Origin of the sequence: Cyanobium gracile PCC 6307 (assembly GCF_000316515.1) — a bacterium.
Taxonomy (GTDB): domain Bacteria; phylum Cyanobacteriota; class Cyanobacteriia; order PCC-6307; family Cyanobiaceae; genus Cyanobium; species Cyanobium gracile.
Genome location: NC_019675.1, coordinates 116,974 through 142,342 on the forward strand (window position 1 = coordinate 116,974; position 25,369 = coordinate 142,342).

At 64.5% G+C, this 25,369-nt stretch carries 19 protein-coding genes and 2 pseudogenes; 6 read left to right on the plus strand and 15 right to left on the minus strand.

Translation table 11 applies throughout. The features are described 5' to 3' along the window. Positions 1-157 precede the first annotated feature (157 nt). The 3 genes and pseudogenes from istA to CYAGR_RS16710 form a co-directional block, all read right to left on the minus strand. Positions 158-1,237 (minus strand): annotated as a pseudogene (gene istA / locus CYAGR_RS18905) (IS21 family transposase); the annotation flags it as partial. A gap of 81 nt (positions 1,238-1,318) precedes the next feature. Next, positions 1,319-1,890: pseudogene (locus tag CYAGR_RS19530) on the minus strand (helix-turn-helix domain-containing protein); the annotation flags it as partial. A 370-nt stretch (positions 1,891-2,260) separates the two neighbouring features. Beyond that, the gene (locus CYAGR_RS16710) at positions 2,261-4,894 is read right to left on the minus strand and encodes a M16 family metallopeptidase (protein WP_172637136.1); all 2,634 of its coding nucleotides are present in this window, start codon (positions 4,892-4,894) and stop codon (positions 2,261-2,263) included. Positions 4,895-5,902: 1,008 nt separating this feature from the next. Between CYAGR_RS16710 and CYAGR_RS00625 the strand changes: the two genes are divergently transcribed. Further along, on the plus strand, positions 5,903-6,883 hold the full coding sequence (locus tag CYAGR_RS00625; protein ID WP_015107800.1) for an IS5 family transposase: 981 nt from the start codon (positions 5,903-5,905) through the stop codon (positions 6,881-6,883). Between the two features lie 1,152 nt (positions 6,884-8,035). Here CYAGR_RS00625 and CYAGR_RS00630 read toward each other — a convergent pair. Beyond that, the gene (locus CYAGR_RS00630; RefSeq protein WP_015107802.1) at positions 8,036-8,437 is read right to left on the minus strand and encodes a DUF4332 domain-containing protein; all 402 of its coding nucleotides are present in this window, start codon (positions 8,435-8,437) and stop codon (positions 8,036-8,038) included. A gap of 5 nt (positions 8,438-8,442) precedes the next feature. Further along, positions 8,443-8,907, minus strand: coding sequence for a Ycf51 family protein (locus CYAGR_RS00635; protein WP_015107803.1), 465 nt, complete (start codon positions 8,905-8,907; stop codon positions 8,443-8,445). A gap of 113 nt (positions 8,908-9,020) precedes the next feature. Between CYAGR_RS00635 and CYAGR_RS19350 the strand changes: the two genes are divergently transcribed. The 5 genes from CYAGR_RS19350 to CYAGR_RS00660 all read left to right on the plus strand — a co-directional run bounded on the left by CYAGR_RS19350 (position 9,021) and on the right by CYAGR_RS00660 (position 17,389). Continuing rightward, a complete protein-coding gene (locus CYAGR_RS19350; RefSeq protein ID WP_051016982.1) occupies positions 9,021-13,310 on the plus strand; it encodes a translocation/assembly module TamB domain-containing protein in 4,290 nt (1,429 codons plus the stop codon). A gap of 50 nt (positions 13,311-13,360) precedes the next feature. Then, on the plus strand, positions 13,361-14,275 hold the full coding sequence (locus CYAGR_RS00645; RefSeq protein ID WP_015107805.1) for an ROK family protein: 915 nt from the start codon (positions 13,361-13,363) through the stop codon (positions 14,273-14,275). A gap of 8 nt (positions 14,276-14,283) precedes the next feature. After that, positions 14,284-15,615, plus strand: coding sequence for a glutamate-5-semialdehyde dehydrogenase (locus tag CYAGR_RS00650; protein ID WP_043325242.1), 1,332 nt, complete (start codon positions 14,284-14,286; stop codon positions 15,613-15,615). After that, entirely contained in the window at positions 15,612-15,974 is a 363-nt protein-coding gene (locus tag CYAGR_RS00655) for a dihydroneopterin aldolase (protein ID WP_015107807.1), read from the plus strand. The genes CYAGR_RS00650 and CYAGR_RS00655 overlap by 4 nt, the downstream gene beginning before the upstream one ends. Positions 15,975-16,042: 68 nt before the next feature. After that, the gene (locus tag CYAGR_RS00660; RefSeq protein WP_015107808.1) at positions 16,043-17,389 is read left to right on the plus strand and encodes an APC family permease; all 1,347 of its coding nucleotides are present in this window, start codon (positions 16,043-16,045) and stop codon (positions 17,387-17,389) included. A gap of 290 nt (positions 17,390-17,679) precedes the next feature. Here the strand turns inward: CYAGR_RS00660 and CYAGR_RS00665 are convergent, their stop codons facing one another. The 10 genes from CYAGR_RS00665 to CYAGR_RS00695 all read right to left on the minus strand — a co-directional run bounded on the left by CYAGR_RS00665 (position 17,680) and on the right by CYAGR_RS00695 (position 25,196). Then, complete coding sequence (locus CYAGR_RS00665) at positions 17,680-17,934, minus strand: DUF1651 domain-containing protein (RefSeq protein WP_015107809.1); 255 nt, start codon at positions 17,932-17,934, stop codon at positions 17,680-17,682. Next, entirely contained in the window at positions 17,931-18,443 is a 513-nt protein-coding gene (locus tag CYAGR_RS00670; RefSeq protein WP_043325244.1) for an SLOG cluster 4 domain-containing protein, read from the minus strand. Before CYAGR_RS00670 ends, CYAGR_RS00665 begins: the two co-directional genes overlap by 4 nt. Beyond that, a complete protein-coding gene (locus CYAGR_RS00675) occupies positions 18,440-18,727 on the minus strand; it encodes a hypothetical protein (protein WP_015107811.1) in 288 nt (95 codons plus the stop codon). The genes CYAGR_RS00670 and CYAGR_RS00675 overlap by 4 nt, the downstream gene beginning before the upstream one ends. A 26-nt stretch (positions 18,728-18,753) precedes the next feature. Then, positions 18,754-19,260, minus strand: coding sequence for a hypothetical protein (locus tag CYAGR_RS00680; RefSeq protein WP_015107812.1), 507 nt, complete (start codon positions 19,258-19,260; stop codon positions 18,754-18,756). A gap of 129 nt (positions 19,261-19,389) precedes the next feature. Beyond that, complete coding sequence (locus CYAGR_RS00685; protein WP_015107813.1) at positions 19,390-19,761, minus strand: AbrB family transcriptional regulator; 372 nt, start codon at positions 19,759-19,761, stop codon at positions 19,390-19,392. Positions 19,762-20,070: 309 nt separating this feature from the next. Continuing rightward, a complete protein-coding gene (locus tag CYAGR_RS19535; protein ID WP_083891317.1) occupies positions 20,071-20,466 on the minus strand; it encodes a PilZ domain-containing protein in 396 nt (131 codons plus the stop codon). 1,952 nt (positions 20,467-22,418) lie between these two features. Then, positions 22,419-22,763: a 4a-hydroxytetrahydrobiopterin dehydratase gene (locus tag CYAGR_RS16720; RefSeq protein ID WP_015107814.1), complete on the minus strand. Its 345-nt coding sequence runs from the start codon at positions 22,761-22,763 to the stop codon at positions 22,419-22,421. A 312-nt stretch (positions 22,764-23,075) separates the two neighbouring features. Then, entirely contained in the window at positions 23,076-23,270 is a 195-nt protein-coding gene (locus CYAGR_RS00690; RefSeq protein ID WP_015107815.1) for a hypothetical protein, read from the minus strand. A 722-nt stretch (positions 23,271-23,992) separates the two neighbouring features. After that, positions 23,993-24,604, minus strand: a complete 612-nt coding sequence (locus tag CYAGR_RS17950) for a hypothetical protein (protein WP_216593356.1) — start codon at positions 24,602-24,604, stop codon at positions 23,993-23,995. 220 nt (positions 24,605-24,824) lie between these two features. Next, on the minus strand, positions 24,825-25,196 hold the full coding sequence (locus CYAGR_RS00695) for an AbrB family transcriptional regulator (protein WP_015107817.1): 372 nt from the start codon (positions 25,194-25,196) through the stop codon (positions 24,825-24,827). Between the last annotated feature and the right edge of the window lie 173 nt (positions 25,197-25,369).

A 25,369-nucleotide genomic window follows, 5' to 3' on the forward strand; every position in this document is an offset into this window, starting at 1 on the left:
GCAGGTCGTCCTGCAGCTGGGCGCGCAGCAAGGCGCGGGGCTTGCGGCGCAGGCTCTCGATCACATGGCGGAAATCGATCCGCCGCAAGGCCTTCTGTCCCTTCTGGGCATACAACCGCGGCAGGGTTTCGACGAACTGGCTGCGCAGGAACAGATCCAGCCGGTCATGGCGCAGGTGAACCGTGAGCTGCTGGCCGATCAACCGTGAGGGGACGCTGTAGGTGACGGAGCGCACCTCGATCGTGCTGGTGCTCCGCACCCGCGCCACCACAGGCTCGTAGTCGGCAAAGCGCTCCACCGGCAGCGGCTGCAGGTGCAGCCGCTCGATCGCCAGCTTCCCCTCCACCTCCGTGCGGTTGTTGAGGCTGGCGCTGACCTGCGCCACCAGCTGGCGGTAGTCGGCCTCGGTGGCGAAATCACGGCTGCCGCGCTGGATCAGCTGTTGCTCCAGCCGGTGTTTCCAGTGCCGGTGCGGGCCCTCGATGGCACCGTTCTCGTGGGCCACGCCGCGGTTGTTGCGGGTGGCCATCACGCCCAGGTGGGTGCAGAGCTCGCGGTAGCGGCTGGTGTAATCCCCGGCGTAGCTGCCGTCACGGTTGCGGAAGCAGGCGCTGAGGCTGTCGGTGCGGTGCTCCGCCGGCACCCCGCCGCAGAGGGCGAGAGCGTTCTGCAGGGCCTCGGCCAGGGCGACAAAGCTTTCGCCGCCGTGGATCACCTCCACATGGCACCAGCCCGAGAACGGCAGGCGGAAGTGGAACAGCCGGTGCTCCAGCACCACACCGGCCACGGTGATCGGCTCACCCTTGAGCAGCGTGAAATCGGAGATCCCCAGCACACCGGCCCGGTGCTCTTGCAGGAACATCACCTCCTGGCCCGGTCCGTATAGCGCCCGCCACTGCTCCACACGCCGCTGGAGCGTGCGTTGACGGCGAAACCACTCCTGGCCTGGGAAGGCTTGCTCCAGATGGAGCAGCAGGGTCTGGGGTTCGAGCTGCGGCGCCCTCTCCAGCATGGGCACCAGCACGCTGTCCCAGACGTCGGCCAGCGGATCAACCCGGGTTCGCCAATGGCGGCCCCGCCGCTGCTGTTGCCCCTGCGGCTGCAGCTCACCCCGGTCGATCCGCTGGGCGCTGCGCAGCGAGATCCCCACCGCATCGGCCGCCACCTGCTGGTTGAGGCCGCTGGCCCGTTTGGCCATGTACCGCTCCTTGATCCGCAACGACAGAGGGGCGGGCATCGCGGGGCTCCAGACCGGAATCGGAGCCCTGTTGTCGCAACCTGAGACCCGCCTATGTAGTTGCGCGGTCCCGCCTATCTAATCGTCGCCGGACACCTCGACGTACGCCAGTCGGGTGGTGTCATCGACGGCGATATGGACCCTTGTCGTAGCCGACCCCGTAGGAGCGCCCCAGTTGGCGATCACCGGTGATGCGGTGGCCCACCTTCCGGAATCGGGCCAGGGACTTGACGTCGATGTGGATCAAGTCACCAGGCCGCTCCCACTCGCACCGCTGCACCGGAGACCTGGGCTCCAGGTTCCTCAGTCGCCCGCGGCCCAGACGGCTGAGGGCCCGAGTCACGGCGGAGAAGGGGGCCTGCAGGAGCCGGGCGATGTGCCTCAGGTGCAGCCGCTGGTGCTGCAGAGCCACGGCCTGCTGCAGCTGCTGCGGATCGACGCAGGGTCCGCCGCTGGGTGAGGCGCACGTTGTGTCGAACCGCCAATGAAGCTGGACCGCCTGAGCGATACCGGGCGAGCCACCGGTAAGCGCAGCGGAGGCTGATCCCGTTTTCAGCGGCCAGCTCGGCAAGGCTGCGGCCGTGCTCCAGGCGCTGGATGACAAGTCGGAGCCGGCCCCGCTGGGTCAGGTGGGCATTGGGGTGGCTATGCAGGGGTGGGTGAGGTCGGGGTTGGTGGGTCGCACCTCAGCCCGTAGCGGCCTCACACCCCCTTGTCACTGAACAACCTGCTGAGACAGAACACCTAAGCCCTCACATCTCACACTTCCACTTTCCCATAGTTGCCATAGTTGCAGGTACAGACTTGTTTTCAACGAACATTTTGGGGTTGCCATGTTCCGCATGCGGCAGTGCTATCTTCATTTCGGTTGGTACTCCTGCACCGATCAGGCGCAGCGGTTCCCCAAATGCCTGGATGGAAAGCTTGCTGGAGATCCAGAGCTACTCTGGCCAGCGCTCGGTTCTAGTGGAGTGGGAATGGTGGCGGCAGAAGCCAAAGGACAGGATCTTTGGACCGAGTCGATTACCGAGGTTTGTGGGCGGCTGGGTCGGGTATGAACTCTATGGGCAGACCAAGCTCTCGCAGCTGGGGTTCAACTTTCCCACGGTCGCCCACCACAACGAACACGAGGCCATCGGGTTGAAAGTAGGTGCGCGCTGCATCGTTGATTTCGTCAGCGCTTATGGCCCGCAGGATCTTAGGCCGTCTAATCAGATAATCCGGCGGCCGAATAAGATCGTCATTGAACTCGACAGCGTCAAGGATGTCCCGGTTGGAGCGGTATAAAGTCGCCATACGGTGCAGTTCTCCTTCAGTCACTCTTTGGAGCTCCTCCGGCCTAACCCCTTTGTTGGAGGAGAAGGAGCGCATCTCACTCTGAACAGTCCTGATTGCATCCACAGTGCGATCGGTCTGAACAGGAGCGGTGATGGTAAATCCACGAGGGCCACTGTTGTAGGTGAGATAGGAAGCGACTCCATAACTCCATCCCTTCTGTTCGCGGAGTTTGGTGTTGAGACGAGAAAGAAAGCTGCCCCCGAGGACCGCATTGGCGAGCCCAACGCTCTCACCGGGCCCACTGGTTCCCCGCAGCTGCAGCACCCTGCCGGCAGCGATCACCGATTGACCAGCTCCCGGCCGGTCCACGAGAAGCACCCGCGATGGCTGTGCAGGTACATCTACCACCTGCACAAATGGAACGGGGCCAGGTTCTGCCTGCCAGGTGCCAAAGGCTCTCTCAAGCAGAGGCTTTAGCTGCTCCATCGTCACATCACCCACCACCGTGACCCGAAGCATGTCCGGCCGGAACCATCGCTTGTGAGCCTTTTGCAGGTCTTCGGGGGTGATTGTGCTGATCGTTTCCTTGGTTCCAAGAGCATCCGCGCCATAAGGGTGGGCAGCACCGTAGAGCAGTTGGCGCAACTGTCGATATGCGAGATCGGTGGGATCGTGCATGGCTTTGATGACCTTAGTCTGTTGCTCATGCTGGAGACGCTCAATAATGTCAGCTCGGAAGGCTGGTTGACGCACCGCGTCGGCTAAAAGCTCTAAGGAAGGGCCCAGATTGGGTGTGAGGGCCGAGAGTCCCAGCCTGGCGTAATCGGGTGTAACGGATGTACTGAGGCTTGCTCCAAGGCGGTCTAGCTCATCGTATTGCGCCTCTGTATCAATGCTTGCGCTGCCCTCCCGCAGGGAGCGTACCAACAGATTCATCGTTCCTCGCATTTGCACAGCGTCTGTCGAAAAGCCGCCTTTGAATGAAAGACTCACTTCGACGGTGGGGCTTTTCCCTCGCGGGACCAACGCCACTGGGATGCCGTTGCTAAGCGTGGATCGCTGAACTTGAAGGAAATCCAAGGCCCCCACCTGTACTACCGCTGGAGGCTTTTGATCCCTGGGACTGCTCATGACGTCTGCTTGTTCTTCAGCCCGGATCTCCATCAGTCCAGAGCGTATTGAACTCCCTTTCGAGCCGGATAGCTGATTTGAGTGCGGGCGGTTTCCAGGAATGATGTTGAGCATCACTCGTGGCCGCAGGAGCCAGCGCTCCAAAGCTGTCTTCGCCGATTCGGGGGTGACTGCCGCGATATGTCTGAGATCTTTCTCTATCATGTAGGAGGGATCACCAGCCTGAACCCAGCCCTCTGCGATCATAGTGTGAAGCCATTTATCCAAACTGAAGAGACGGCTGGCGATAAGTCTTGTTGAAGCCCGTTGCACCTCTGCGATGCTGGGCCCTTCAGAAAGGAAGCGGGAAAGTTCGGCATCGAAGGCGGCCTCGGCATGCTCGCGGGATAGGTTTTGGCGGACGTCCATCCCTATATTGATTATGCTTGCGAGCTGATGAAACTCGATGTAAGCCCACACGGTGTTTGCCACGGCCTGTCCGCGCACCAGTGTTCGATCAAGGCGGGAACTATTCATTCCACCCAACGCCTCCATTGCCACCAACAGTGCGGCACTGTCTGGTGACAGCAACGGCGGGCCGCTCCAGAGGCGCTGAAGCCGTAGTAGGGGAACGGTATCGCGAATCTCCCTGTTGCGTTCCACGGGCAAGGTGACAGGATCGGCACCAACCTGACCCCAGGAGGCGGGGCCGGGCGGAATCTCTCCGAACCACTCCTGAACCTTGGCTCGGGCCGTTTGCAGATCCACGTCTCCAACCAAAACCAGTGCGGCGTTTCTTGGGCCGTAATGTCTCCGGAACCACCCATGGACATCCCCCAGGGTTGCCGCATCCAGATCGTCCATGGCGCCGATCGGGGCGTGATGATACGGATGCCCTTGAGGAAAGAGCTCTTCCAACTCGGCATACCTGCTGAGCCCATAGGGCTGATTGTCGTTCTCTCTCTTCTCGTTCTTCACCACGTCGCGCTGAAGGTCGAGACTCTCCTGGCTAAGGGCCCCCAACAGATGGCCCATGCGGTCGCTTTCTTGGAATAGAGCCAGATCCAGAGCGCCGAGCGGTGCGTCGATCACGTATCCGGTAAAGTCGAAAGACGTCCAGCCATTGATTTCGGCGCCAGCGGCTACGAGTGGCTTGTCAAAGTCCGGCACATTCTCAGAACCTTCAAACATGAGGTGCTCGAACAGATGTGCGAAGCCAGTTCGGAACTGGGGTTCATCCCGTGAACCCACCCTGTAATAGAGTGCCATTTGCACTAATGGAGCCTTCGGCTGGTGCACTATGATCGTGGTTAGTCCGTTCGCTAGCGTGAAGCTCTGCAGAGGCCGTTTGGCTGACAACGCTAACGCATCTGCTGTGGCGGAGAGCCTGATACCTAAAGTCTGCCCTAGTTCTTGCCCGCTGGACGCCATCCAGTAGCCTGTAGATAACACGCAACCTAGGAAGACTATGCAGCAGTGCAGCGATTGACGTATGAACGGACGATAACGCGACATAAAGCTCAACTCCGATTGATTGGTTATGCAGGTCCGGATTGTCGTTCGCAGAACCACTTTTGTAGTCAGTTTTACCATGCCTGAATCTAGTTGTCAATAATGTATGACTGATTGAATATGGCTTGCATTGGCCTGGAGTTTCGTCGGCATGGTGTTAATTCTGAGTAGGCATCGTTCCTTTATGCGTACTCTCTGCGTCTTGGTTGTAAAGCCTATCCAGTGACTTTTAATTGTTGCTCTATCAGAATGCGCTCTTCTTGACATGGATGGTCCTGAGCTTAATCAATGAGTCATGGTTCTCAATAGTGGCCTTGTAGCAGGATTGGTGTTGGAGCCAGGCTTTTCTTATCCGCTTATCTGGTTGGCCCCACGAAGGAACGAAATTCTAGTTGAGTGGACAGATTGCGCCATGGGCAAGCATATTCTTTATTTGCGTCTGTAGATCATTGTCGTCATGCCTATGAAAGCTCCACTGCGGGTCCTTCGAAGTACCCCCGTATAGGCGAAAGCGATGTTCATGCCTGTCAACTGCATCCAGGCTGGTCGGAGAAAACCTATCTTCATCGGTCTGCAGTTAGAGACTGCTATATTTTGATTGCAAGCCATTGAAGTATCACTGGGCCACGAGAACTTGCCATGTGTGCACGCTCGAGGCAATATCTAGGCCTAGTCTTCTCGCGAAAAGCAAACCTAAGGAATCCCTGGAAAACCCAGCCTGATCACGGGACAATGGTGCGGTGATCACTGATCAAGACTGGGCTGATGGGCGGCAAGCAGCTGGGATTCGGCGACTACGAGCAATCCACTGCCAAGAAGCGCACCAAGCGCGAGAAGTTTCTGGCCGACATGGAGCAGGTGGTGCCCTGTAAGGCACTCATCGATCTGATCAAGCCCTACTACCCCAAGACCAGCAGCAAAGGCGGCCGTCCGCCCTACCCGCTGGCAACGATGCTGCGGATCCATCTGATGCAGCAGTGGTATTCGCTGAGCGATCCAGCAATGGAGGATGCTCTCATCGAGGTGCCGACGATGCGCCGTTTCGCGCAGATCGACATGATCAGCGACCGGATCCCGGATGAGACCACGATCCTGGCGTTCCGGCACCTGCTGGAGAAGCACAACCTGGGTGAGCGGATTTTCGAGACGGTGAAAACCCATCTCAAGGACCGGGGGATGGCCATGAAGCAGGGCACGATCATCGATGCCACCTTGATCGCTGCCCCGAGCTCCACCAAAAACAAGGCTGGGGAGCGGGATCCAGAGATGCACCAGACCAAGAAGGGGCAGCAGTGGTACTTCGGCATGAAAATCCACGCCGGCGTGGACAAGGACACAGGCCTGATCCACTCCGTCGTGACCACTGCCGCCAACGTGCATGACCTGACCCCAGCGGCGGAGCTTCTGCATGGCGAGGAGGAAGTGGTCTACGCCGACGCCGGCTACCAGGGCATTGAGAAGCGGCCTGAAATGAAGGGCAAGACCGCCAGTTTCCGGGTTGCGATGCGGCCAGGCAAACGCCGAGTTCTACCCGATACCCCGGAGGGCCGGCTGGATGATCTTGTGGAGACAGCCAAGGCTCACATCCGTGCCAAGGGTGAGCACCCGTTCCGGGTGATCAAGCAGCAGTTCGGATTTCAGAAGACCAGATTGCGCGGCATGACGAAGAACCGCTGCAAGGTGAGCGTGCTGGCAGCGCTGGCGAATCTGTTCTTGGTGCGGCGTCAGTTGCTGACGACAACATGATCAGGGGTGTGGTATGTCCACATGAGGTATTCTATGCTTCAAAGAAATGAATGATGAGACGAAAAAGCCCACCAACGAACGTTAGAGTCTTAATGAGCACAGCATGGTAGTCAAATCTGCTGTTCCCCGAACCCAGAAGTACCTCTAGCCACTGTTGCCCAGTGATTCCCTAACTAATTACTCCGCTGTAAATGCTACTCATGTCGCAGGGTCGTGATGGGCAGAAACGGCACGTTGCGGTATTATTGAAGGCTGCTCCTGCAGCATTTGTGGGATTGAGATGGGCGTTGGAATTGCAGGCTCTACTTGGTCCTTTAGGTCCAATTAGGCACATTACTCTTCAGTAGCACTTGTGGCATAATGCAAGATGCGGTTAGTGCGATACGCAGCTCCTTGTTCCTTTTGTTGAGGTATGGCAAATCAATTCTGATTGAGTAATTTAAAGGCCGTTGCCATCGATGTCCGTACGTCCAGAGGTGTTCTTCCCCCCAAGCGCGGCGCAACGAAGTCTGCCCCCTCGTGTTCATTTGAGCGCTGCCAGACTCCCCTTTTCGTCTATAGTTACTGAGTTCTTTGGCCGGCCAGTGGCCTATCCCTTTACTTTACTACCTCAATACGATCCACTCTACATTTCCATAAAGAACCATCGCCAGGAGGCGAGTCGGAGAGAATGTGCTCAGTCAGTCACGCCTGGGTTGACTCCAGAGCTTTTCTTTGGGTTCTTGGATTTTTGCAGTATCATGAACAATCTCGCTTCGCAGATGCTTAGAAAACCTCAGAGCACGTCAACCCGTTTGCGTAGGTTGTGATCAGCCGCGCATCCTCAACCGATATCCCTCGGCGTTTTGCCAGTTTGCTGACTTCGGATTCTGAGTGTACAGAAATTCCGCTTGCATTTAATATTCTGAATTCAATGCAGAGTTCATTTGCTAGCTGCTTGCCATTCCTCATTACCTCTTTTAGTGCGGGTGATTCGGCAAATATTGGTCTTGCTCCAAGCGTGAGGGCTGTCGCGAAGAAAAGTACTGCAGCTTTGCGGTAGGACTGGATTCTCATTGTGTATCAAGGCAAGGTAATCTGAGTTTAACGACGATAAAAGTAGAAGACTCCTTCATTCCAGTGGATGATCACGGCGCGTAGCCGTCCAGAGAGTCAGTTCGGGGAGCGACCGGAGGCCTGCCGGGCTCGGCGGATCCAGGACAGGACCAGCGGCAGGTCGACCGGGGGGGCGGCCGAGCCGGTGAGCCGCCGCTGCAGCCGCCCCAGCTGCAGCAGCAACTGCTGGGGATCGGCGGCGGCGAGTCCGGCGGGGCTGGCGATGCCCCCATGGAGCAGCAGGGCCGCCTCCTCCGGCGCAAGCCCCACCGCACTCACCAGCCGGGCCTGGCCGCGCAGGCGGATCAGGCGGGCCTCGCTGGCCTCGCCGGAGGCGGCCAGATCGCGCAGGCGGGCGTCATCGAGGCCTGACAGCTCTTCCCAGCTGTCGATGCCCGCCCGGCGCAGGCGCTGCTCCTCCCGCCTCAGGTGGGCCGCTGGTTGAAAGGGATGGGCCACCGGGGTCAGGGGGCGTCGCCGGGGCTGCGGGCCGCCAGATCCCGGGTGGTTTCCGCCAGCACCACGGGCCGGGCCAGACCCGGCTCGACGGCCTCGACCCGGCGCAGCCGCACCCGCACCTCGCCGCCACTGCCGCGGCCGCCGCCGCGCAGGTTGCGGGCCACCTGCTCGAGGGTGGGGGCCACCGCCTCCGCCCCGAGGTTCGCCGGCGCGGCGGCGATCACCAGATCTGTGCCGTTGTCGAAGACCACCGGCACCTGGATCGCCCCCGGGACGCTCACCCGGGGGTTGTAGCTGATGGCGAAGGCGAGGCAGGAGAGCGACAGCAGGGCCGTGAAGCTGGTGATCCCCACCAGGCGGAAGCGGATGCCCCACCGGGCGAGGAATCCGGCGACGGTGAGCACCGCCAGCACCCCGCTGGCGGCACCCAGCCAGGTGCCGGCCACGAACAGGATCGGATCAGCGGCCATGGGGCTGGGGAAGGCGTGACAAGCCCCCTATATTGCGGCCGCCCATGGACGGCGACCGACCCCGGTGGATGCGAGGGAAGCCTGACAGTCGGCCCTGGCCTGCCCGCCGGCGTGTGTGGAAGGGGCTTCTCGCCGTCGGTTTCCTGGGGGCGGGCCTGGGGGTCGGGGTCTTCTGGTTCGATCGCGTCGTCGCCGACCTCTACGGCCGTTTCCGGCCCGCCCTGGAGCGCCAGGTGGGCATGGCGATGGGCCGTCCCCTGGTGCTGGGCCCCTACCGGGGCCTGCGGCCCGACGGCCTCTGGATCGGCCCCAGCCGCTTCCTGAGCGGCCCCAGGGACACCTCCACGGCCGCCGTGGCGGGACTGCGGGTGCGCCTCGATCCGCTGGCCAGCCTGGCCCTGCGGGGGCTGGTGCTGGATCTGGGCCTCGAGCGGGCCCGGGCCGAGCTGCGCCGCAATGCCAGTGGCCAGTTCTGGGTGCTCGGCGCCGTCCCCCCGGGGCGGGAGCCTCCGCGGATCCACCTGCGCCTGGGCCTGCTCCAGCCCGCCGACCTGCGGCTGTGGGGAGCCGGAGCGACGGCCCTGCCCCTCGACCTGAGGCTCTCGGGCCAGGTGGCCCTGCGCCTGCACCGCCGCGCGATCGACCTGGGCCTGCGTCTGGCGCCCCCCCCCGGCCAGGGCGGCGGCTCGCTGCGGCTGGACGGAGAAGGCCAGTGGCAGACGCAGCGCTGGCAGGGCCGGCTGACGGCCCGCCGCCTGCCGCTGGCCCTGCTGCGGCCCCTGCTGCCGGCAGGGGACCGGGCCGGGGGCAGCCTGGCCGGGGAGGCCGATGGCCGTGTGGGCTTCCGCCTGCAGCGGGGCCTGGCCCGCTGCGAGGGGGGTCTTGAGCTGCGGGACGTGCGCTGGCGGCTGGGCACCGGCGCCACGCCGCTGACGGCCGAGCGGCTGCCCCTCACCTGCCGCGGGCGGGCCCTGACCCTGCCCGCCAGCCCCTGGCGCTTCGGCCCCTGGGGCGGCCGCCTGACGGCCCGGGCCGATGCGGATCGCCACCTGGCCCTGCAGCTCGAAGCCCAGCCACCGCCCCGCCATCCGCTCGGGCGCCAGCCGCTGAAGGCCGACCTCCAGGGGAGCTGGGGGGAGGGGCTCCTGCGCCTCAGCCGGCTCGATGGCCGCCTGGGAAGCTCGACCGTGCGGGCCAGCGGCAGCGTCGGCCGCTCCCTGGCCCTGGACGCCCGCTGGCGCCTCGATCCCGCCGACGTTCCCGCCGCCTCCCGCCTGCCGGACTGGGCGCGGCAGCCCCTGGCCGGTCGCCTGCGGGTGGACGGACGGCTGGCGGCTCCGCGCCTGCGGCTGGAGACGGGCCAGGCCTCCCAGCCGCTCCTGGGGCCCTGGCAGGCGGCCCTGGTCTGGAGCGACAAGCTGCTGCGGCTGGAGCGCTTCGGCGCCGACCGCCTCACGGCCACGGCCCGACTGCCCCTGGCGCTCGAGGCGGGCAAGGGCCTGGTGGCCGGTCCGCTGCTGGCCCGGGTGGACGTGCGCAACTACCCCCTGGCCCGCCTCGATCCCCTGCTGGGCACCACCCTGCAGGGCCGGCTGGATGCGGCGGGCACGATCGCCGGTCCCCTGGCGGAGCTGCGTCCCGACCTGCAGCTGCGCCTGCAGGAGCCCGGCGCCGGCCCCCTGCGGCTGCGGGAGACCTGGCGCGGGCGCCTGCGGGACCGGTCCCTCGACCTGACCACGGTGGCGCCGGCGCCGGATGGACGCCTCGCGGCCCTCCTCGACCGCCGCTGGCAGCCGGTGCGGGCCGCCATCCAGCGGGACGGCGGCGTGCTCAGCCTCCAGGGCCGGCCGGCGGACTACCGCTGGCTGGCCCGCGCCTTCCCCCTGCGGGGTCTGGCGGTGGCCACCGGTCCGCAACGCCGCCTCCGCCCCCTGCAGGGGGACCTCAGCGGCAGCGGCCGGCTGGGGCTGCAGCCGCTCGGTTTCGACGGCCGGGTGGAGCTGCTGTCGCCCGAGTTCCTGGGGGTGGGGGGCCGGCGCATCCAGGCCGATGTGCAGTACGACGACCGCCGTTACCAGGTCAAGGGCGTGATCGAGCCCCTGGGCCAGGGCCGGATCGCCGCCACGGTGTCCGGCCGCTGGCGGGGCCCGTTCCGGGCCCGCTTCAAGGCACGCCAGCTCTCCACCCTCCTGTTCCGCCAGTTCACCGACGCCTGGCCCATCTGGCGCGGCGCGCCGGCCCCGGCCCGGGGGCGGGCCAGTGACCTGGGCACCCTGGTGGTCGACACCATGGCCGGCACGGTCACCGACCAGCTGCGCGCCCTGGCCGAGGCCGAGGAGCGGGTCGCCGCCCGGGTGCAGGAGGCCAGCCGGGCCAGCCGGGCCGAGAAGCTGGAGCGGCTGCAGGCCCGGATCGATGCCGACCTGCTGCTCAGTGGCCCGGACTTCGCCCGGACCCGGGCCGACCTGCGGGCCACCGGCCACCTCTGGTTCAACCAGGGCGACCGGGCCCAGGCCCTCGCCGGCAAGCCCTTCGAGGTGCGGCTGGAGGGGCCGCTCAGCGGCGGCAGCGGTCGCTTCAGCCTCGCCGACCTGCCCCTGTCCCTGCTGGCCCTGCTCACGCCGCTGCCGGACAACCTGCTCGGCAGCCTGGCCGCCAAGGGGCGCTACCGGTTGGGCGGCCCCCGTCCCGAGCTGGCCCTCGACCTGGCGCTGGTGGAGGGGCGCCTCGGGGAGCAGGCGCTGGAGCTGGAGCGGGGGCGGGTGGAGCTGAAGGCCGAGGGGATCGGGCTGGATCTGGCCCTGCGGGCCGAAGGGGCCTCCCGCAGCGTCGACCTGGCGGGCACCATCCCGCTGGTGGCGTCCCAGCAGGGGCTGGAGCTGCGCCTGGCCACCCGGGGCGACGGCCTGCGCTTCCTCACCCGCCTGGGGGGCCAGGCCTTCGAGTGGCAGGAGGGCGGCGCCGACCTGCAGCTGCTGGTGCGCGGCAGCCTCGACGATCCGATCGCCAACGGCTTTCTGCGGCTGCGGGACCTCCGCTGCCGCTTCATCGGCCAGGAGGTGCGGGAGGTGGACGCAACGATCCTGTTCGATTTCGAGCAGCTGGTGGTGCAGGAGTTCCGGGCCCGGGTGGGGCCCCAGGGGCTGGTGGGCGGCGAGGGCCGCCTCGGGCTGTTCCGGCCCCTGGCCCAGGAGCGGACCCTGCAGGTGACGCTGGAGCAGGTGCCCTTCAAGGTGCCGCGGCTGGCGGCGGTGGGCCACGGCCAGCTCCACCTCAGCGGCAGCCTGGTGGCCCCGGTGCTCGGCGGCGACGTGGCAATCAGCCGCGGCACCATCAACGTCCAGCCCGGCGAGCTGGCGGCCAGCGAGCCCGTGTCCGACCAGCCGGTCCAGCCGCGGACCATGCCCGAGCTGCTGGAGTCGAAGTGGAACTTCCAGCAGCCCCTGGTGCTGCTGGGCCCCGATGTGGAGTCCACCACCGCCGAAGCCCTGCGCTCCTCGGTGCCCCGCTTCCCCTACCTGGCCTTCCAGGACATGATCCTGCGGCTGGGGCCCGATCTGCGGGTGGTGATCCCCAACATCGCCAACTTCACCACCGCCGGCCAGCTGCGGATCGCCGGCCGCCTGGATCCCTCCCTGAGGGCCTCCGGGGTGGTGCGGCTGCTGGGGGGGCGCCTGAACCTGTTCACCACCAGTTTCAGCCTCGATCCCGATGCCCCCAACGTGGCGATCTTCACCCCCTCCCTGGGGCTGGTGCCCTACCTGGACATCGCCCTGCGCACCCGCATCTCCGACAGTCTCAGCGTGCTCTCCCCGTCCGGGGTGGGGGACGTGGGCCCCTCGGTGCAGAACGCCCCCAACCAGGCCGGCCTCTCGGCCCTCAACCAGCTGAACCTGATCCTGGTGGTGGTGTCGGTGAGCGGTCCCGCCGACCGCATCGCCGAGAACCTCCAGCTGCGCAGCAGCCCGCCCCTGCCGCAGGAGCGGCTGGTGGCCCTGATCGGCGGCAACTCCCTGGCGGGTCTGAGCGGCGGCGGGGCCGGGGCCGCCCTGGCCACGGTGGTGGGCCAGACCCTGCTGTCGCCCCTGCTGTCGTCCCTGAGCGATGCCTTCGGCCAGCGGGTGAGCCTGGCCCTCTATCCCACCTACGTGAACCAGGCGATCGACACCCAGCAGGAAGGCACCACCCGGCGGCGGGTGCCGCCCCAGCTGGTGCTCGGCGCCGAGATCGGTGTGGACATCACCAACCGCTTCAGCATGTCGGTGCTGGCGGCCCCGAACCGCTCCGACGTTCCCCCCCAGGTGACCCTCACCTACAAGGCCTCCGACACCTTCAACCTGCAGACCTCCGTCGACACCGAAGGGGCCTGGCAGTCGCTGCTGCAGGTGTTCCTGCGCTTCTGAGGGCGGCGCCCCCCACTGCCGGCGCTCCCCCCACTGGGTAGGGTGCGCCGATGGCGTCGTCCCCCGCACGACCTCCCGGTGAGGCCCAGCTGATCGGCATCGATCTGGGGGGCACGGCCATCAAGCTGGCCCGCTGCGACCCGCAGGGCACCGTGCTCGCCGAGGCCGAGGTGCCCACGCCCCGGCCCGCAGTGCCGGGGGCGGTCTGCATGGCCCTGGCCGAGGCGGTCGAGGCGATCGACCCCGACCGCCTCGCCGACCGGGTGGGCATCGGCCTGCCGGGGCCCTGCGACACGGCCGGCCGGGTGGCGCGGATCTCCATCAACCTGCCGGGGTGGCGGGATGTGCCCCTGGCCGCCTGGCTCGAAGCCCGGCTGGAGCGGCGGGTGATCCTGGGCAACGATGCCAACGGCGCCCTGCTCGGTGAGGCCTGGCTGGGGGCGGCCCGGGGCGCAGGCGACGTGCTGCTGCTCACCCTGGGCACCGGTGTGGGCGGGGCGGTGCTGCTGGAGGGCCGGCTGTTCACCGGCCACGGCGGCGCGGCGGCCGAACCGGGCCTGATCGGTGTCGACCCCGATGGCCCGCCGTGCCGCAGCGGCAACCGGGGCTCCCTGGAGCAGTTCTGCAGCATCGGCGGCCTGGCCCGCCTCAGCCCGCTCGATCCACGCGAGCTCTGCCGCCGCGCCGACGCCGGCGACACGGAGGCCCTGGCGGTGTGGCAGGCCTACGGACGCCCCCTCGGTGTGGGGCTGAGCTCATTGCTCTATGTGCTCACTCCGGAGCTGGTGCTGATCGGCGGGGGCCTCAGCGCCGCCAGCCACCACTTCCTGCCGGCGGTCTGGCGGGAGGTGGAGGAGCGGGTGCTGGCGGTGAGCCGGGAGGGATTGGTGATCCGTCGCTGCGCCCTCGGCAACGGTGCCGGCCGGCTGGGGGCGGTGCGGCTGGCGCTGGACCGCTTGGGATGATGGGGGCCATGAGCCAGACCATCCCTTCGCCTGCCAGCGTCGTGCCGGAGCCCGACCCCCAGCTGCTGCAGCGGGCCGCGGCCGTGCGTCGGGCCGCCATGGCCCTGGGCCAGGCCAGCGACGCCGAACGCCGTGGCGCCGTGGCGGCGATGGCCGACGCCCTCGATGCCGCCAGCGCCGGGATCCTGGAGGCCAACCGGGCCGACCTGGCCGCGGCAGCGACCGAGGGTCTGGCGCCGGCCCTGGTGGCGCGCCTCAAGCTGGATGGCCCCAAGCTGGCGGGCGCCATCGCCGGGGTGCGGCAGGTGGCGGCCCTGGAGGATCCGGTGGGCCGGCGCCAGCTGCACACCGAACTCGATGAGGGGCTGGTGCTGGAGCGGCTGAGCGTGCCCCTGGGGGTGCTGGGGGTGATCTTCGAGGCCCGGCCCGATGCGGTGATGCAGATCGCCTCGCTGGCGATCCGCTCCGGCAACGGCGCCCTGCTCAAGGGGGGACGGGAGGCCAGCCGCAGCTGCCAGACGATCGTGGCGGCCCTGCAGCGGGGGCTGGCCGGCAGCGCCGTCGACCCCGGCTGCCTGGAGCTGCTCACCAGCCGCGAGGAGAGCCTGGGGCTGTTGCGGCTCGATGGTCTGGTGGACCTGATCATCCCCAGGGGGTCGAATGCCCTGGTGCGCTTCATCCAGGACAACACCCGCATCCCCGTGCTGGGCCACGCCGACGGCATCTGCCACCTGTATGTGGATCGGGCCGCCGATCCGGCCCTGGCCCTGCGCATCGCCCTCGACAGCAAGACCCAGTACCCGGCGGCCTGCAACGCCATCGAGACCCTGCTGGTGCACCAGGCCATCGCCCCGGCCTTCCTGGCGGCGGCGCTGCCGGCCTTCGCCGCGGCGGGTGTGGAGCTGCGCGGTGATGCCGGCGCCTGCGCCCTGGGGGTGGCTCAGGCCGCCGGGCTCGGCGCCTGGGACACGGAGTACTCGGATCTGATCCTCAACGTGAAGGTGGTGGAGGACCTGGAGGCGGCCCTGGAGCATGTGCGCCGTCACGGCTCCCGCCACACCGATGCGATCGCCACCACCGACCCGGCGGCCGCCGACCGGTTCCTGCGGGCGGTGGACAGCGCCGGGGTGTTCCTCAACTGCTCCACCCGCTTCGCCGACGGCAACCGCTACGGCTTCGGCGCCGAGGTGGGCATCAGCACCCAGACCCTGCCGCCCCGGGGGCCGGTGGGGCTCGAGGGGCTGGTCACCTACCGCTACCGGCTGCGGGGCGAGGGCCACATCGCCGCCGACTACGCCGATGGCACCCGGCAGTTCAGCCACCGCCCCCTGCCCCTGTGACCGAGGCGATCCATGTGCGGGGCCTGCGGGTGTGGGCCCATGTCGGGGTGTACGAGCACGAACGGCGCCACGGCCAGTGGTTCGAGCTGGCCTTCTCCCTGGGGGTCGATCTGGGCGCCGTGGCCCGCAGCGACGACCTGAGCCAGGGCTTCGACTACGGCCGCGGCATCGCGGCGCTGCAGGAGCAGGCCCGCACCGTCCGCTGCCTCACCCTGGAGCACTACAGCGAGCGGATCCTCGATCTGCTGGAGGACTGTTACGGGCCGATCCCGCTGGCTCTGGAGCTGAGCAAGTGCCAGGTGCCGGTTCCCGGCTTCGACGGCAGCGTGGCGGTGAGCCGCAAGCGGCGCTGGGGGTGAGGGGCGTCGGGGAGCACACCATGAACGGTCGGCCAGAGGCGAGACTCCCGTCGGTGCGACCGCATCCGATGACGACGGACCCACTGCCTGAACCGCCGGAGGGGGCCTCCCGACCTGACGGGCGCCGCCTGCAGCGGGCCACCGGCCTCGGCGGAGCCCTGGTCATCGGCCTGGGTTCGATCCTGGGAACCGGTGTGTTCGTGAGTCTGGCCCTGGCGGCGCAACCGGCCGGCGAGGCCCTTCCCCTGGCCATCCTGCTGGCGGCCCTGCTGGCGGGAGCCAACGGGCTCTCGGCCGCCCAGCTGGCGGCGGTGATGCCGGTCAGCGGTGGCAGCTACGAGTACGGCCGCCGCCTGCTCTCGCCCCTGGCCGGCTTCGCGGCAGGCTGGCTCTTTCTTTGTGCCAAGACGGCGTCGGCAGCGGCGGCGGCCCTCGGCCTGGCCGCCTATCTGGGGGCCCTGCTGGGGGTGGATCCGCTCGTCGTGCGCTGGTGGCCGCCGCTGGCAGTGGGGCTCATCACCGCTGCCGCCCTGGGGGGACTGCGGCGCAGCCAGTGGCTCAACAGCCTGTTGGTGGGGAGCACCCTGCTCAGCCTCCTCCTGTTCGTGGCAGGGGCGGCCTCTCTGCCGTCCCTGCCTGGCGCCGCCATGGCCTCGGCCCCCACAGCAGCGGGCCTTGCCCAGGCTACGGCCCTGGTGTTCGTGGCGTTCACGGGCTACGGCCGCATCGCGACGATGGGTGAGGAGGTGCGACGGCCCGAGCGCACCATCCCCCGGGCGGTGCTGCTCACCCTGGCGGCGGCGCTTCTGCTGTATCTGGCAGTGGCCTCATCGGCCCTGCGACTGGCCGGCCCGATCGGCCTGGCCAGCAGCGTGACGGCGGCGGGACACCCGTCGGCCGGGGCGCCGGCCCCGCCCCTGGCCCGCCTGCTGCTGGAGGCGGGCTGGCCCTGGGGCAGCTGGATCGTGGCTCTGGGGGCCACCCTCGCCCTGGCGGGGGTGCTGCTCAACCTGATCCTGGGGCTTTCGCGGGTGTGGATGGCGATGGGCCGTCACGGCGACATGCCGACGGGCCTGGCGGCGCTCGACGCGGCGGGCACCAGTCCCAGGACGGCCGTACTGCTGAGCGGGGCCCTCGCTGCCCTGCTCAGCATGAGCGGCCGGCTGGAGCTCACCTGGGGATTCAGCGCCTTCACGGTGCTGGGCTACTACGCCATCACCAACCTCTGCGTCCTGCGCCTCGAACCACAGCAGCGCCGCTTTCCGGTGGTTCTCGCCTGGCTGGGACTGATCACCTGCCTGGGGCTGGCCTTCCAGGTGTCTGCAGAGGCCTGGCTCAGCGGCCTTGTGGTGTTGGGCCTGGGCCTGCTGTGGCGCTGGGGTTACCACGGAGTCCGGAGCGGTCCCTCCTGCTGACTCTGCAGGGGTTGGTGCCGGAACGTCGACTAGGGTGAGCCCATCGGGGCGTGGCGCAGCTTGGTAGCGCGGGTGCTTTGGGAGCACGAAATGAGCCAAGCAGATCCCAGTCATACCAAGCCTTGTTAGGGATTGAGTTCAAAGTTGAGAGCTGCTGAGAGCTGAGCAGGTGTTCAGCCAGAGGAGGCCTGGGATGTATGGGACAACTGACCAAAGCTCATCGACGGGTACCCATCAGACCGAGCAGATAAGGCCACTCTGAGGACGTTCAGATTGGGCGGTAGTGTCGATCACCACTGGGGTCTGCAGGGCACCCAGCCCGCCTTCGGCTTCTCGCCCCAGAGCTTCAGGGCCTCAACCCGGGTCAGCTCCCGGCGTGATTTCAGCAACGGGATCTCCTGATCAGGAAGCAGCTCGCCGCTGGTGATCTCCAGCAGTTGCACCAAGCGCTCCCAACGGGTCGGGCGAAAGCGCAGCACCTGGCGGCCGTCGCTCAGCCATCCCTCCTGCGGGCTCAGGGGAACACGCGGTGATCGGGCGCTCATGCCTCTTGGAGCCTGGCTTCGATCAAGCGGCAGCACTCGTCCACGTCGCTCGCGCACTCCACCCCCTTGCCGAGCGAGCAGAAGAAGTCCCGCCACAGCGGCGGGACCGCCAGCAGGATTAGGGGCCTGCCCCCATTGAGGGCATGGGCGGCTTCTGATGCTGTGCCGGGGCCGCCGCCCCCGCAGATCACCACCACATCGGCGCTGAGCACGTTGATGACGTTGCGGGCCTTGCCCATGCCGGTGAACACGGCCAGATCCAGCTCCGCCGTGTGTTGCCTCTCCTCTTCGTTGCCTTCATCGGGAAGCACCCCCACCACCAGGTGCCCCTCCACCCGGGCCGCGCCACGGCTGGCCGCCGCCATCACACCCGCCGGTCGGCCACCGGTGAGCAGCACCCACCCCCGGGCGCTGATGCATTCCCCCAGTTCCTCGGCCAGGGCCATGGCCTCGGGGGAGGCGCCGTCTCCGGCCCCCATCACACCAACCACCGCACGACGTCTGCTCATGCCACCTTCGGGCACCAGCCCCGCTGGCGCGTCATGTCCTCGGTCCAACCCTGGCAGCGGCGGGTGAGGTGCTCCCCATGGGCCAGCAGGCCCTGGTGCAGCTGGCAGGTCAGCACCGGAATGCAGTTCACCCCGGCGTGGTGGCGAAACCAGTGGCAGGCCATGCAGACCTTGCCGCTGCGGCTGGCTTGCAGGACCTCTTGATCCAGATAGGGCCATCCCTCGATGGGCTGCTCCAGGGAGCCACCGGCTCCCGAGGTGGAGCGGCGCAGGCGGTAGCCCATGGCAGCCCTTGGCAAGTACGCTCGTACTAGCATGGGGGAGCCATCTCTGCTGCTCCACTGGATCCCTCCGCAAGGACTTTGCGGAGCGCCTGGATGCGGCTCGCGAGCTCTTCGAAGCGAAGTCCTGCTCCATAGGCCCGAATCAGAGGCTGGAGCCCGATCGAACGGCGTTCGCCGTGCAGCTTGGCGGTGGGCACCACCCAGAAGCGCCACTGACTGAGCTCCTGAGGGTTAACCAGGTCGGGGTCCTCCTCGGCCAGCAGACAGAAGACGTAGGCGGTGGCCACGCGCTGCTCGATCGGGAAGCTGATCGTGCTCGGGCGTGTCTGCTGCCAGGACTGCACGAAAGCCGCCGACTTCACCTCCAAGGTGATGGTGCCGAACGTCACATCCACCTCGGCCCACTCGACACGATGCTGCCCAGGATCGATGCCAAGCGCCCGATGGACGAGCCACTCGGCATAGGCGCCACGGGTGCGGTTCTCCAACAGGTGGCCGGAATTCCAGCGGAGGAACGCGTCGAGGTCTGACATGGAGGGCTCGGAGCGTGACTGCTGGGGGGTCTGTTGACTTTCCAACTCCCCCACGGGTTGCGGCGGACGCGAGCTTGGTGGCAAGGTTGAGCTGCGGTTACGCAATAAACAGCCCTGCAGCCACCCGCTTCACTCCTCTTCCTCAGACCCGCCAACGGGAATCAGCCGGATTTGCTTGCGTCCGAGCTTGATCTCGAACTCATCGCCGGGCCTGAGATCAAGCATGGAGGTATACGCCTTGCCCACGAGGAGGTTGCCATTGCCCTGCACCGTGGCGACGTAGCTCAGACGCCGGCCACCTTTCCCCTTACCGTTGCCGCCACCGTCGCCGAGGCTGACGCCCTTGGCCTCAAGCAGGGCCTCGTAGAAAGCGGTGAAGTTCAGCCGTTCGCTGCCGTCCTTCTTGGTGCTGACATAGCCGGCGGCTCGAACCAGGTCGGATTTGGAGGCATCGCCGAGCTCCTTGACTTTGGCGAGGAGGTCAAGTCCAGTGAGGGGCATGGATACTAAAAGTGATTATGGTCACGTTAACGCACTGGCGAATGGGCTCCCGGATGGGACTTTGCGGCTCACAGTCACCGATGAAAGATCTCTGGTGGTGTTTCCTGGATCTGTTGCCCCCCCGAGAACGGAGCGAATGGAAGAAGGGTGCATTCTGCAGAAGCAATTCACCGCTTGGCCTTCGCACCACTCATTTCGTGCTCGGGGGGGGGGGGGGGAGGTGATTGGCCCTGCGTGGAAGCCCAGGAAGGACGGGACTCCGATCTTCGTGGTCAGCCTCACGCCACGTCTGCATTGAGTTGTTGAAAACTATCCGAAGTCCAGAGAATCCGGCGGCAAGAGAGCTCGGTCCAAGTATTGATCCAAGATGCTTCCAGGCAGTAGTGGACCTTCCGTGAAGGCAAGTCCAACAAGTGTTATGTGACTCAAGCTATTCACCCACCTCACATTGGCAGACAGGACAAGAGCCTGATCGACTTCATGATCGCTTACGTCAAGAAGCACTTCATCATTGGCGGTCACATCAAGTGGCCCACGGCGGACAACGCAGGCACCTGCTCTACTAATGTCGCCAATCGTCACGTACGCCTTGCGACCCGAGGGCATCTGGACGCAGGCAGGCACGCCAGCAGGCAGAATGTGTCGTGGAACACACCGCAGATCTTCGTTTTCCACTCTGGCACCCGTTCGCCTAAATAAGCTCATGTTAAGGAGAGACTCACTCTTACTTAAGGTTACACTGTGCTCGTCTACCACGTTGAGGAACTTGAGCCGCCGACCTTCGGCGGTGGCTTTGAGTTAGAGATCCATCGCCCAACCTGGTGAGGGTGCGCCGTCTGGTGGAGTCGTATTGAGCATTCGGCGGGCCGGTCCCGCTTCTGTTTTCTCCGGGTGAGTCGCTGGAGCCCTCGCTCCCAACAGAGCCGGAGTGATGGAACCGATCGATAGGTCCTTGCATCGAGTCCGTCACGGCTGATATGCGAAGGTCCGTCGTCCTCGGGAGGTGTTGGGCCGCTCCACCTACCGCAGTCAGCAGGCGGATGAGCGTCCCCCCCCCGCCTCTAAGCCGGACACCCGGACAGGCCAGACAGGGCTCTGCCCCCCCTCTCAGAGTTGTCTGCTCTGCAAGGTATGGAGGGGTCTCATCAATTGTCTGATGGTGGGGTGTCCGCCTTGTCCGGCAGTCCGGGCTGAGCTGGGGACTGGGGAGAAGGTGGAGGATTCGCCCTGTCCGGAGCGTGGTGACTCCCTGTCCGCCCTGTCCGAGCCCGACCGTGGTTGCCCCACCTGCCAGTCGTGGGCATAGGTTCAGGTTCTCGGGGGAATGTCTGTGACGGGCGTTGCAGGCGGGACCAAGGATGGCGTCAGGATCGGCATCATTGGTTAACCACCTGTGCGCCCCCCCTCCCCCCGAGGCCGTTCAGTCGTTCCCTTTATGGCCTGCTTCCTCTACTGCCTCACCAGGATCCAGTCCGCGCTGTCGGCGGCGATTTCCTGGAGCGTCTTTCGGCCACAGATCGCCTCCATGGGGACCCTGGCCTTGAACTCGGGGCTGTGGATTCGGAGTTTCCTCATGGGTGGGAGCTCCTGGATAGACGGCACCCCGCATCACTGGTTAGCGATGGACAGTGTCCAAAAAAGCCAGACCACTCATAAAGCTCCGAGGCCGTCGCCCTGGGCTACCAGTGCTTAACCAATCTTGTTCTTGCCCACCGAGGGTTCGCGCTGCCTCATGGTGTTGTCACGGCCGGACACGGGGTCTTCGCCGAGCACGTAGGTCGCACCTGGCCAATCCGTTCGTGTGCCAGATCTGATAGATTGAAAGGTGGAGGCAAGGGAACAAAAGTACACACTTACCTAGGAGACGTTTGATGGAAACGAAAGGTCAAATGGGTGTTGAGATACAGAAGGACCAAGAGACAATCTTGCAGAAGCCAATTGGCACCGGGGCCGGCGGCTGCACCTTGGTGCAGATCAGCGGACCAGGCGGCGTGAGATTTGAGTGCCGGGGGTCTTGCGGCTTGTGGGATAAGTTCCTCGGCCGGTCATGCGGAAAAATTGTTCAAAATGCAGGCGGCGGGGTGCAGGTATTCTGTGCTTGCAGCGGCGGTTGGTGGGATAGCCTTCGGAGCTAGTCGTTGCTGACTCCGGCCAATAAGTTCTCGACTCAACTTTGCATATACGCATCACGGCTCGTTGACACCCCGCAAAAGGAGCAAGTTATGGCCATTAATAAACCATTCGCATTGAGCCAAGAGGCTTACGATGATCTTGTCGCTTCCGCTGTTGACGCCACGCCTCAAGTCATCGCGCGGCAAAAGGGAAACCAGACGCCCGGCGGCTGCACACTCGTAGTCGTAGTCACGCCGGGAGGTGGAGGCACTAGCGGCTGTGGCGGTTCATGCGGAATCTGGGATCGATTCCTCGGCAGAAGCTGCGTGATGGTTGGGTCAACCACGCCAGGCGGCCTTGAGACTTCTTGCATCTGCACCGGCGGCTGGTTCGAAAGGATCTTCGGATAATGGAGCATCCCGATCCACCATTTTCAGGCGTAAACAATGTGATCATGGCAAACGATGACCTCACTCCCGATCCTTAAACAATTAGGTCAAGGGCTATCAGATCAATCTGATAGTTTCTGAGATAGGGGACTCCCCTCAGGCATGCCCCTCCCCATCATGTTCCAAGGCATCAAACCTAGCTGCCAGAACCATATCGGAGCGGGTCAGTCCATCAGACTTATGGGTGTAGATGATGGCTTCCGCATAACCCCATCCAAGTTTGAAGTCGGCATGGTGACCCTGCTTATCACAGATGGCGCCAGCGCTTCGCACCCATTCAAGAGCTAAGCTGAAATTCTGGAAGTTCCAAACCCTGTGCAAATGATGTCCATCGACCACTTCCCATCCGGGAAGCTCGCCTAGGAGATCACTGATCTCACCTGGGGTCAGCGTGGGGCCACCGTCTTGACACGGAATGCAGGCTTCGTTACTTAATTGCACGGTTCCACCCTTACAGTTCGGCTTATGGGCAGGATAGCGATGAAGAGGCTGACCTAAGGCGCGTCCTTAAGCGTTCTCAAGAACAAAACTTGTCCGCTTCTGCGAAAACGAATCAACTGCAGCAGATCTGATGCGAGGTCCACATGAGCGCAGCGGCTTCTTGTTCTCCTACGTCGCGATCGAGGAGTGGGTCCCGACCAGTCATCCGCAATATCGGATCCGGCCCTCGATCGGCTCAATCAAACTTGGGGGAAGCCACAGCGGCTAGGCGACGACTCCCTGGCTGCAACCGTGTTGAGCAGCAGAGGTAGTTCAGATCAAACTATCGGGGCTTGCCCGATCCAGGACCTCCAGCAGCTTTGCGAACACCCGCCGGACCTCCGGTCCTTTCTCAGGGTTGTGGACCGCGCCAAAGGCACGGGCGGTCATGCGGCTTTCAATTTCCTGGAAGGTGTTGGTCGTGTTCATGAGCAGTTGGATGGAGATGTCGGCGGTTGAGAAAGGCATGGGACTTAAGGGGGCAGAGGCCGAGAGGCAGGGACTGCATCCAGAGTTCCCGGCAATGGTCGTGGGGTGTGTGGGCGGAACCATCAGGACGTGGGTCAACCCATGCCCCCCGAGAACGCAAGCAAAGAGGTGTGAGATTGAGCGGCGGCGCCGGATCGAACGAGCTGGGCTGAGCCTTGGCGAAATGAGGAGCGCTCTGGGGGAGAGGTGGATGGTCTACAGAGAGGCAATGGCCATCACCACGATGCCGGGTCCGTGCTCTCGTGGGATGCGAGAGGTGGGGGAAAGTGAATGGACCGCCCAGGAAGGAGCGGAGCAGATCTCCGTGGTTAACCAACGGTATTGCTCCCCCCGAGAGCGTTCCGACCCTTGCCTCAATGGCTCGCGTAAGCCCCCGAAGCCCACGCGACTACCGGCCTCCAGCAAATGCGTCTTCGACTGGCTCGGTGAATCGTGCTCACCGCATTGCCGGGGACAATCTCCTGGAGCCGTTCGCGACCGCTAATCGCCTCCATGGCGACCCTGGCCTTGAACTCGGAGCTGTGTGATCGGCGTTTGTTCACGGGGGCATAGCCCCTCTCAGGAACGGTGCCCAGCCTGAGAGATTTAAGATGGGTCCTGTCAATAAAGTCCAGACCACCTTACCCAGGCCAAGTATTCCCCCACGGTGGGTCATAGCCATGCCAATCAGTGCAATCTGCTCAAGACTGACCGCGCCAAGACTATCGGCTAATACATTCAAACTCTCGCGAGATCAGCATCTTATTGTTGGCTTGGCTTTCTTCAGGAATCAGGCCATGTGGACGTTGCGGAGATACTGGGTCAATCTCGATCTCGCTTGTGACCGTAATTATGTAATTACCAGGACCTGAATACGAAGGTGATATTGATCTTGGCTGTATGGCATGAGTATCTCCAAGAGTTTGGCTTTGTCCAGGCTGGAGAGTGGCTGTTGTTAAGGTGCCCCGTGCATCGATGCTCAGACTTGATGATTCAAAAATGCCGGTAGTAGGATTCTGCTTTTCGATAAATGCATTTGATAGCACGATAACGGTAGAAGGTGGTGCCGTATAACGGCCCCTATTCATCACAATAATCTCCGTTGCGTAGTTGTCACACGACACCGTAAGTCCAAGAATAGAAGAGGGCTGAATGTCCAGGTCAGCCAAGGCCGAGGAGTTGAACCGTCGATTCCGTCCAAAGTCATTTAGTGGCATTCCAATCCCGATGGCGCTTATTCCTTGTTTACCAGTTTTCACAGCGGGTTGAGCGACCGCGGTTTTCATGCCAAATATCAAAGCAAGAAATGCCGAAGCGCAAATGCTCTGACGCATCTTCGAAGTCACAATGTCTACACACATATGATTGTCATTATTGCAAGACTGTGGGTTGAGACGGCCATTGGTAGCAAATTGTCACGCCTCCCCCTGTACATACCCATTAGGCGCAGATGCTTCATTGACTACCTAACTATATATTTCTGTTCAGCCAGTGAGTTCCTGCTGGCATGCGTGACTAGGTGTTGAGGGACCAACGGTTCTGGAGCGTTACAGCTCACTTTTCCTCGTCAGCCCCACCAGCAGGAATCAGCCGGATCTGCTTGCGACCGAGCTTGATCTCGAATTCATCGCCGGGCTCGAGATCGAGCATGGCGGTGTACGCCTTGCCCACCAGCAGGTTCCCATTGCCCTGCACTGTGGCGACGTAGCTCAGACGCCGGCCACCCTTCCCTTTGCCATTGCCACCACCGTCGCCAAGGCTCACACCCTTGGCCTCAAGCAGGGCCTCGTAGAAAGCAGTGAAGTTGAGCCGTTCACTGCCGTCCTTCTTGGTGCTGACGTAGCCGGCGGCGCGAACCAGATCGGACTTGGAGGCATCGCCGAGCTCTTTGACTTTCGCGAGGAGATCGGATCCTTTGAGGGCCATGTTGGTAAAGAGGCCGTTAGGCGTAATGTAACGCCCTGGCTTATAGGTGCCAGTGCCGGTAGGTGCGGCTGTGAGCTGCTTGAGGGTCATCTTGGAAGGGCGCTGGAGCTGCCGCTCCCCCGTGAGCGAAACCACGAAACAAGGCGCTTTTCAGCTGGAGCCATTCACTGGCT

Bases quoted from the DNA above. Each gene is read 5' to 3' on its own strand.
- CYAGR_RS16710 (WP_172637136.1), bottom strand. From the start codon at position 4,894: ATGGCACTCTATTACAGGGTGGGTTCACGGGATGAACCCCAGTTCCGA.
- CYAGR_RS00625 (WP_015107800.1), top strand. From the start codon at position 5,903: ATGGGCGGCAAGCAGCTGGGATTCGGCGACTACGAGCAATCCACTGCC.
- CYAGR_RS00635 (WP_015107803.1), bottom strand. From the start codon at position 8,907: ATGGCCGCTGATCCGATCCTGTTCGTGGCCGGCACCTGGCTGGGTGCC.
- CYAGR_RS00645 (WP_015107805.1), top strand. From the start codon at position 13,361: ATGGCGTCGTCCCCCGCACGACCTCCCGGTGAGGCCCAGCTGATCGGC.
- CYAGR_RS00650 (WP_043325242.1), top strand. From the start codon at position 14,284: ATGAGCCAGACCATCCCTTCGCCTGCCAGCGTCGTGCCGGAGCCCGAC.
- CYAGR_RS00660 (WP_015107808.1), top strand. From the start codon at position 16,043: ATGACGACGGACCCACTGCCTGAACCGCCGGAGGGGGCCTCCCGACCT.
- CYAGR_RS00665 (WP_015107809.1), bottom strand. From the start codon at position 17,934: ATGAGCGCCCGATCACCGCGTGTTCCCCTGAGCCCGCAGGAGGGATGG.
- CYAGR_RS00670 (WP_043325244.1), bottom strand. From the start codon at position 18,443: ATGAGCAGACGTCGTGCGGTGGTTGGTGTGATGGGGGCCGGAGACGGC.
- CYAGR_RS00675 (WP_015107811.1), bottom strand. From the start codon at position 18,727: ATGGGCTACCGCCTGCGCCGCTCCACCTCGGGAGCCGGTGGCTCCCTG.
- CYAGR_RS00680 (WP_015107812.1), bottom strand. From the start codon at position 19,260: ATGTCAGACCTCGACGCGTTCCTCCGCTGGAATTCCGGCCACCTGTTG.
- CYAGR_RS00685 (WP_015107813.1), bottom strand. From the start codon at position 19,761: ATGCCCCTCACTGGACTTGACCTCCTCGCCAAAGTCAAGGAGCTCGGC.
- CYAGR_RS19535 (WP_083891317.1), bottom strand. From the start codon at position 20,466: ATGAGCTTATTTAGGCGAACGGGTGCCAGAGTGGAAAACGAAGATCTG.
- CYAGR_RS00690 (WP_015107815.1), bottom strand. From the start codon at position 23,270: ATGCCTTTCTCAACCGCCGACATCTCCATCCAACTGCTCATGAACACG.
- CYAGR_RS17950 (WP_216593356.1), bottom strand. From the start codon at position 24,604: ATGCGTCAGAGCATTTGCGCTTCGGCATTTCTTGCTTTGATATTTGGC.
- CYAGR_RS00695 (WP_015107817.1), bottom strand. From the start codon at position 25,196: ATGGCCCTCAAAGGATCCGATCTCCTCGCGAAAGTCAAAGAGCTCGGC.